Consider the following 7890-nt stretch of genomic DNA (forward strand, 5'->3'; position numbering starts at 1 on the left):
TTTGCTTTTGATTTTGATCTCAGGCGCCCCGTTAAACCACGCTGGCCGAACGCAGGTATTGCGCAGCGGGTAAACCGGCAAGGATGCCGGTTTAGCCGCGCTGGGCCAGGGATGGCCCATCGCGGCGGCCCGCGGAGCAATGCCGGAGTGAGGGCACACCGAGCCTAGGCGAGGTGCCAAGTGGTGGGGCAAGAGCGTTTGGGTTACTTTTGCGCTCTTTCAAAAGTGACTCGCTGTAAAAGCGAAACCCATAGCGGCCGTGACTGCAGGAACGGATATGTACACCCTACAAACCTCATAGCCTGTCAGACCTCCATCGCCGGCAAGCCAGCTCCCACAGTTTGATCCAGCTGCATCAGGAAAATACTCATCGGCTATCAGGCCGCCATCGCGAGCAAGCCTTGCTCCTACAGTGAACGCCTCTATCACTCATCCTTCTCGCAATTCACCATCCACGCCACACCAAACCGATCGTTCAACATGCCAAACCGCGCCGCCCAGAACGTCTTTTCCAGAGGCATCTGCACGCTGCCATCCTCTTTCAGCGCATTAAAGACCCGCTCCGCCTCGGCAATGCTGTCGACATTCAGCGAGATCGAACACCCGGCCATGTCATCGGTGGGCCGATCCGGTGTTGTATCAGAGCCCATGATCGCCTGATCACCCACCAGCAGCCGGGTGTGCATGATCAGGTTATGCAGATCCGCCGGAACATGTTCGCGGGCGGGGCTTTCACCGAAGGTCATCATCATTTCGATCTGACCTTGCAGCGCCTGGGCGTAAAAAGTGAAGGCGGCTTTGCAGTCGCCGTTGAAGATCAGATAGGGATTGATTTTCATGTTTCAGCTCCCGGTCATTGAAGGGGTCACACCGGTTTTGACGACAGGTTCGTCAGCCAATTGCGATGGACATCGACCCGGGTAGCAAAGCCCTAAATCGCAGCGAGTGCTGAGGTTTTTTTAGATGTTTTTTCTATGGAAGAGGCCAGGCTTATTGCTTCGTTCGAACGTCGCGGTGCCAGCAAGCGTTCGATGGCGCCACTGACCAGGTTCTCGAGCATGTCATCGCGCTCGGATTCCTCCAATGGAGAGTGCGTCAACCAGGTCGGCGCGCTGTTGAGTATCGACGCAATGGCATGACCGGCGGCCACCAGACCCTCGGCGCTGAAGCGTGATCGAACACCGAGCATCTTCAGCAATTTACGCTCGTACTGTTCGCGCAATTGCCGAACCCGCGCTTGCTGTTCGTCATTCAGACAGCCGCTGTCGCGCTCTGCCAGACGGAAGTGCCAGGGCATTTCCTGATGCAGATTCAGGTGGGCGCGAATGAGGCCATGGAGCCGATCACGTTTGGCCGGCGCCTTCTGTTCGATGCGTCCCAGGGTCGCCAGCAGCTCTTCGTAAAACTCCTCGATCAGGTCGAGGAGCAAGTGCTGCTTGCTGGGGAAATGGTGATACAGCGAGCCTGGCGCGAGCCCCAGGCACGTCGCGAGTTCGCGCATGCCGACCTGACCGAAACCCTTGCAGGCAAACAGCTCCAGCACTTTGTCCCGGTATTCGGCGAAGCGCGAGCAACGCTCAGGCATAGGCATGGAAGCCACGCCCCGTTTTGCGTCCCAGGTAGCCGGCGGCTACCATTTCCTTGAGCAGTGGAGCAGGGCGGTACTTGCTGTCGTTGAATCCGTCGTAAAACGCTTCGAGAATGGCCAGCACGGTGTCCAGGCCAATCAAGTCTGCCAGTGCCAACGGACCAATGGGCTGGTTGCAGCCCAGGCGCATGCCGGCGTCGATGTCGTCGACGCTGGCCAGGCCTTCCTGGAACACCAGAATCGCTTCGTTGATCATGGGCACCAGAATCCGGTTCACCACGAAGCCCGGACGGTTGCCGGCGGTGATCGCGGTTTTGCCAAGCGTGGTGGCCATGTCCAGCGCCAGGGCGTGGGTCGCGTCGCTGGTTTGCAGGCCCCGAATCACTTCGATCAGCCCCATCACCGGCACCGGGTTGAAGAAGTGCAGGCCGATGAAACGCTCAGGATGGTTGACGTTGGCGGCCAGTTGAGTGATGGACAGCGAGGATGTGTTGGAGGCGATCACGCATTCGGTACTGACCTGTGCGGCAATCTGTTGCAGCACGCGCAGTTTCAAGTCGAGGTTTTCGGTGGCTGCTTCGATGACCAGTTGCACGTCCTGCAAGCGGCTGTAATCGGTGCTGGTGCCGATGCGTTCAAGAATGGCGAGTTTTTGCGCTTCGGTCAGGGTGTCCTTGGCGACCTGGCGATCAAGGTTCTTGCCGACTGTTGCGAGCGCTTTTTGCAGGGCGCTCTCGGAGATGTCGAGCAAGGTGACGTTGAAACCGGCCTGGGCGCAGACCTGGGCGATGCCATTACCCATGGTGCCTGCGCCGATCACGCCAATGTTTTGCAGATTCATGTTCCAGTCCTTGCGATCAAACCGTGCGATACCTTGGCCGCCGTGGCAGCCGAAAGCGTACTATTGGCCGCGAGTCTAGAGCTGGCAGGGCCGTTGTCCTATGCCAAAACTGTTCAACGGCACTGGCGTTTTTTGCCATGCGGACACTGGGGAGTGAAACGTTCACATGCGGGAAAAGGACTCGGTCGCCGTCTACTTTGTGCAGGCCATGATTCATGAGCTGGGCGCGCATCCACAGCGTCTGGAAGCGGTGCTGCAGGAGGCTGGCATCGACCCGGCACTGATCAGGCAGCCCACGGCACGCGTGCCGGCGAGTGCCTTTGCGGCGCTGTGGCTGATTCAGATCCGCGAGCTCGATGATGAGTTCTTCGGGCTCGACTCCCATGGCATGCCACCGGGCGCCTTCGCGCTGATCTGCCGGGCGCTGATTCAGGAGCCCGACCTGCACAAAGCCATGCGCCAATGCCTGGCCAACTTCTCCCTGTTCCTGCGGGACTTTCGCGGCACGCTGGCGGTGCGTGGCAAACGCGCGGTCATCAGCCTGGAATCACAGGCCAGAAGCGACGACGTCAGCCGTTTTGGCGAAGAGACATTTCTGGTCCTGATGATTAGCCTGCTGTGCTGGCTGGGCGGGCGCCGTATCCCCATCGATCGCGCCGATTTTCGTCATGAACGCCTGCCCTTGAGCGACGACCGTCTGCTCTGGGGGCCGAACCTGACCTTCGGCGCCGAACGCACCGAGATCGAATTCGCCAGTCATTACCTGCGCCTGCCGGTGGTCCAGGACCTGGCGTCGCTGAAAGTATTCCTGCGCACGGCACCGCAATGGCTGGTGATCCGATTCCGCAACCAGCATGGCCTGGCCTCACAGGTGCATCAGCGCTTGCGCAACAGTCGTTACAGCGAGTGGCCGACCCTGCAAGCCTTCGCCCTGGAACAGCACCTGAGCCCCAGCACCTTCCGGCGAAAACTCGAGCGAGAAGGCTGTTCGTATCAGGAGATCAAAGACGAGGTGCGGCGCGGCGTGGCGTTTGAGCAGCTGCGCCAGAGCAACGCGAGCATCGGCGACATTGCCGAGCGCCTGGGGTTTCAGGAACCGAGTGCATTTCATCGGGCGTTCAAGAAATGGACGGGGGAGAGTCCGGGGAAGTATCGGGCGCGGTTTCAGGATGGGATTGGCGAAACGTCTGACAGACGCGACTGATTGAGCGCTACCCCGGTGATTTCATCCGTTTCGGGCTGTACAGTCTCGGGCCTTAGTCTCTGTTCAACGCCGTTGTGACAAGGACGCTGACCCCAAGGAACTGGAGTTCGTCGACGTGACCGATATTGAAAACATTCCCCCGTTAACCGCATCCCCGATACCGAATCGCTTCAGCCAGATCAGCCAATGGCTGTTGTGGCTCAATGAACGCGCCTGGCCATTGACCGTGGGCATTCTGCTGACGGCGGGCGTTTACCTGTATCAATACGTTCAGGAAGAAAAGATCCCGCTGAGCATCACGTCTTCCGCCGTCATCACGGCACTGCCGGTCATGGCCGCGATACTGGTGTTCATCATTTCGATTCTGGGGGCGTTCTTCCTGTTGCCGATCTTCGTCCTGTTCCATCGTTTGAATGATTCCGGCAGGCGCTTGAGCGACGAATTCACCTTGGGCCAAGCCTCCCCGGAGCAGCAGACGCGGCATCGGCGCATGTTAGGGCGCTGGGCGGCGAGCCTGTTTATCCTCGGGTTCTTTTGTGCCTCGTTGAGTGCTATCGGCTCCCAAGTCTCGGGCACCTGGTACTGGGGGCTCGCGGCGGCAACGGGCACGCTGCTGACCATGGTCGCTTATTACTGGCTGTTGACGCGGGGTGTCGAAGGCCCGATGTCGATGGATTTCCGGTTTGCCTGCCTCATGTCCGCCTTTGTGCAGATGGGCGTCATTCTTAATATCACGATCATCGCAATCGACATCGCTGGCCGCTACGTTAGCAATTTGTGGTGGCTGGTGCCGCTGATGCTGGCGGAGTTGCTGGTGATCTGGATCATCCAGCTGCTGGGTGCGTTGTTCGTGAAGAAAATGCACGGCCATGAGAACCCGGTTGCACTGGTGGCGTGTGCGGTCATGGTGCTGGTGATCTTCCTGGGCTTGTACCCGCCTTCGGGCGCGAAACTGGGCGGCTTCGCCTTTCAGGTGTCCGCGTCCGGCGCTCGTAACTGCACGATCCTGAATTTCGGCCCCGAGAGCAAAGGACTCGAGTCGATCACGGATCCCGACAGACCCGGTTTCAGTCGTCCGTTGCGCGTCATCGCCGAAGCAGACGGTACCTATTATGTGAGGTTGTGGAAGACCGACTCCAAAGCCGTGCAGTTTGTACCTCGAGCCAGTCTGGTGGGCGTTGACGTCTGTCCAGTCGCTAAACCCAAGGTCGCCGCCGCTGCAACACCCGCCCCGAACGCTGGCTGAAGTACCATGGCGTCTTGACGCCATCACCACGCCGGGTCCAGTGCCGTATGCCAGTTGCTCTTAACCGCTTCACCACCTTGCTGGATCAGGCTCGACGCGCCTTGCTGCTGGTCTGGGGCACCTCGCGTGCACTGTTTCTCGGCCTGGTGCTGGCCACGCTGGTGGCCGGTGTTCTGCCGGCGCTGGCGGCGTGGTTGGGCCAGCGCATCGTCGATGCCGTGGTGTTCGCCATGCAACTGCATGCCCAGCAGGGCAGTGCGCCATTGTGGCCTGTGGTGCGTTACGTGTTGTTCGAGGCCGGTGTGTTGGCGTTGCTGTCCGGGACTCAGCGGGCATTGTCCGTTCAGCAATCGCTGTTGCGGGTGCAGTTGGGGCAGAAGGTCAACACGATGATTCTGGAGAAGGCCCAGACGCTGTCGCTCGTGCAATTCGAGAATTCCGAGTTCTACGACAAACTGGTCCGGGTGCGGCGCGAGGCGTCGACCCGACCGTTGGCATTGGTGATGAAGTCCCTGGGGTTGATCCAGAACCTGATCGTACTGATCAGCTTCGGCGTGTTGCTGGTGCATTTTTCGCCTTGGGCGCTGGTGTTGCTGGTGGTCGGAGCGTTGCCGGTGTTCTTCGCCGAAGCGCATTTTTCCGGCGATGCCTTTCGCTTGTTTACCCGCCGTGCGCCGGAAAGCCGGCAGCAGAATTACATCGAGACGCTGCTCTCCCACGAGGCCTACATCAAAGAGGTCAAGCTGTTCGGCATTGCGCCCCTGTTGTTGCAGCGCTACCGCGATACCTTCACGCGTCTGTATGCCGAAGACCGCCGGCTGACCTTGCGCCGGGATGGTTGGGGTTTTGTCCTAGGATTACTCGGCACGGGAGCGTTTTACCTGGCTTACGCCTGGGTCGTGGTCGACACCGTCCATGGCAACATCACCCTCGGTCAGATGACCATGTACCTGGTGCTGTTCAAGCAGGGGCAAACGGCGGTGAGCAGCAGCCTGAGCGCTATCAGTGGGCTGTACGAGGACGGTCTGTATCTGTCGAGCCTGTATGAATACCTGGCTGAGCCGGTGATCGTCGACACCGGGCACTTGACCGTGGGCGCAGTGCCGGGCGATGGCTTGCGTTTCGAGAACGTCGGTTTCCGTTATCCGGGGGCGAGCCGCGCGGCCCTTGAAGGCATCGATTTGCACTTGGTGCCTGGCCACAGCGTCGCGCTGGTCGGGGAAAACGGTTCAGGCAAGACCACGCTGATCAAGTTGCTGACTCGCCTGTATCGCCCCGATCAAGGCCGTATTCTGCTGGACGGCAGCGACCTGAATGCGTGGCAGGAAGAGGCGCTGAGGCGGCGCATCGGCGTGATTTTCCAGGACTACATTCGTTATCAATTCACCGTCGGTGAAAATATCGGGGTTGGCGATACGCAGGCGTTCAGCGATGAAACCCGTTGGCACGAAGCCGCCACTGAAGGCATGGCGGCGCCCTTTATCAAGGGGCTGGACCGAGGCTATGCCACGCAGCTGGGACGGTGGTTTGCCGGGGGGCAAGAACTGTCGGGCGGGCAGTGGCAGAAAGTCGCCTTGTCCCGCGCCTACATGCGCCGCGACGCCGACATCCTGATTCTCGACGAACCGACTTCGGCCCTGGATCCGGCGGCGGAAGCGGCGGTGTTCGAGCATTTCAGCCAGCACACCGAGGGGCGCATGACGTTGCTGATTTCCCACCGTTTTTCCAGCGTGCGCAATGCCGACCACATTCTGGTGCTGGACCAGGGCACGATTTTGGAGCGCGGTGATCACGACAGTCTGGTCGCCACCGGAGGGCGCTATGCGCAGCTGTTTCACTTGCAGGCGCAGGGCTATCGATAACCCTCAGGAATCGTGACCGCCGTGAGCGGTCGTTGGCCCGGCGACCTGCGGCGGCCTGGCTTTCATCAAGCCGTCGAGGGCTTGCCGGTACTGCGCACCCCCCAGGCTCATGCTGTTGTTGTGCGTACCGCCGGGCACCAGTAACAGGCGCTTGGGTTCGTTGGCGGCGTTGAAGAGTTGCTGACTGAAGCGCGATGGCATGAACTGATCGGCCAGGCCATGGACCACCAGCAAGGGCATGTCGATGTCGACGATCTTGTCGATGGAGTCGAACTTCTGTGACAGCAGCCAGCGCACCGGCAGCCATTTCACCGGCAGATTATTGTCGGCCACCTGCGCCACTGCATCACCCAATGAGGTGAAGGTGGACTCGATCACCAGGCCCCGCACGGGGACCGGGCCGTGGTCTTTTTTTGCCTGGGCTGCCAGGTCTGCAGCGAGGTCGATGGCCACTGCGCCTCCGAGGGAATGGCCATAGATCAGGCGCTTGTTGGCATCCGGCTGCATGGCCGTGAAACGCTCCCAGGCCGCTCGTGCATCCTCGTAGACACTGGCCTCAGACGGCAAATCCCCCTTGCTTTGACCGAAGCCGCGGTAGTCGATGGCCAGCACCGAATAACCCATGGCACGCAGTTGCTCAATGCGAAACGCCTGGCCGGTCAGGTTCCAGCGTACGCCGTGCAGATACAGGATCGACGGCGCATCGCGACGCGCGGCGGGCCACCACCAGGCGTGCAGGCTCTGACCTGCCTTGAAGCTGGCGGGTTTGATGTCGAACTCCTGAACGTCTTGCGGCAAACCGCGATACCAGCGGGCGGTGCCAGGCTCGATGCGAAACAGCAATTCGCGCTCTTTGTGCTCAAGCACCCCGCAACTCGCGGGCAGGCCGACAATCAGCACGGCCATGCACGACAGCGACAGCCAGCGTCGGCGCAGAAGAGCGAGGAGGGAAGAGGTCATGTGTATCAGTCACCGGCAAGCCATCTGAAGTTCGGTTTTTAACAGAAGCGCGGCGCAGACGGGGAAATTATCGACAGACCGTGGCACCCACCCTGTAGCAGCTGCCGAGGTACGAGGCTGCGTTGCGTGTCCGCAGGACCGCCCCCGGGGGCCGCTGCGCAGCCCGACGCAGCCTCGTGCCTCGGCAGC

7 protein-coding genes are annotated in these 7890 nt (G+C 60.5%); 3 read left to right on the forward strand and 4 right to left on the reverse strand.

Going from position 1 to position 7890, the window contains the following annotated elements:
• Window positions 1-425: 425 nt before the first annotated feature.
• From GBC55_RS29200 to GBC55_RS29210, 3 genes are all read right to left on the reverse strand, one after another.
• Window positions 426-839, reverse strand: coding sequence for a VOC family protein (locus tag GBC55_RS29200; RefSeq protein WP_162441104.1), 414 nt, complete (start codon window positions 837-839; stop codon window positions 426-428).
• Between the two features lie 92 nt (window positions 840-931).
• The gene (locus GBC55_RS29205; protein WP_162441105.1) at window positions 932-1591 is read right to left on the reverse strand and encodes a TetR/AcrR family transcriptional regulator; all 660 of its coding nucleotides are present in this window, start codon (window positions 1589-1591) and stop codon (window positions 932-934) included.
• On the reverse strand, window positions 1578-2429 hold the full coding sequence (locus tag GBC55_RS29210; RefSeq protein ID WP_162441106.1) for a 3-hydroxybutyryl-CoA dehydrogenase: 852 nt from the start codon (window positions 2427-2429) through the stop codon (window positions 1578-1580). The genes GBC55_RS29205 and GBC55_RS29210 overlap by 14 nt, the downstream gene beginning before the upstream one ends.
• Before the next feature lie 166 nt (window positions 2430-2595).
• Between GBC55_RS29210 and GBC55_RS29215 the strand changes: the two genes are divergently transcribed.
• The 3 genes from GBC55_RS29215 (at window position 2596) to GBC55_RS29225 (ending at window position 6741) form a co-directional block, all read left to right on the forward strand.
• The gene (locus tag GBC55_RS29215; RefSeq protein ID WP_162441107.1) at window positions 2596-3633 is read left to right on the forward strand and encodes an AraC family transcriptional regulator; all 1038 of its coding nucleotides are present in this window, start codon (window positions 2596-2598) and stop codon (window positions 3631-3633) included.
• Between the two features lie 115 nt (window positions 3634-3748).
• On the forward strand, window positions 3749-4879 hold the full coding sequence (locus GBC55_RS29220) for a hypothetical protein (RefSeq protein WP_162441108.1): 1131 nt from the start codon (window positions 3749-3751) through the stop codon (window positions 4877-4879).
• 47 nt (window positions 4880-4926) lie between these two features.
• Window positions 4927-6741 carry an ABC transporter ATP-binding protein gene (locus GBC55_RS29225; RefSeq protein WP_162441109.1) on the forward strand — a complete coding sequence of 605 codons (1815 nt, stop codon included), beginning with the start codon at window positions 4927-4929 and terminating at the stop codon, window positions 6739-6741.
• Between the two features lie 3 nt (window positions 6742-6744).
• Here GBC55_RS29225 and GBC55_RS29230 read toward each other — a convergent pair whose 3' ends face one another.
• Window positions 6745-7701, reverse strand: coding sequence for an alpha/beta hydrolase (locus GBC55_RS29230; protein ID WP_162441110.1), 957 nt, complete (start codon window positions 7699-7701; stop codon window positions 6745-6747).
• Window positions 7702-7890: the final 189 nt, after the last annotated feature.

Source organism: Pseudomonas sp. TNT3 (assembly GCF_010095445.2).
GTDB lineage: Bacteria > Pseudomonadota > Gammaproteobacteria > Pseudomonadales > Pseudomonadaceae > Aquipseudomonas.

What these genes read in the sequence shown, in the direction of transcription:
- GBC55_RS29200 (WP_162441104.1), bottom strand. Translation starts at nt 839, where the DNA reads ATGAAAATCAATCCCTATCTGATCTTCAACGGCGACTGCAAAGCCGCC.
- GBC55_RS29225 (WP_162441109.1), top strand. Translation starts at nt 4,927, where the DNA reads ATGCCAGTTGCTCTTAACCGCTTCACCACCTTGCTGGATCAGGCTCGA.
- GBC55_RS29210 (WP_162441106.1), bottom strand. Translation starts at nt 2,429, where the DNA reads ATGAATCTGCAAAACATTGGCGTGATCGGCGCAGGCACCATGGGTAAT.
- GBC55_RS29215 (WP_162441107.1), top strand. Translation starts at nt 2,596, where the DNA reads ATGCGGGAAAAGGACTCGGTCGCCGTCTACTTTGTGCAGGCCATGATT.
- GBC55_RS29205 (WP_162441105.1), bottom strand. Translation starts at nt 1,591, where the DNA reads ATGCCTATGCCTGAGCGTTGCTCGCGCTTCGCCGAATACCGGGACAAA.
- GBC55_RS29230 (WP_162441110.1), bottom strand. Translation starts at nt 7,701, where the DNA reads ATGACCTCTTCCCTCCTCGCTCTTCTGCGCCGACGCTGGCTGTCGCTG.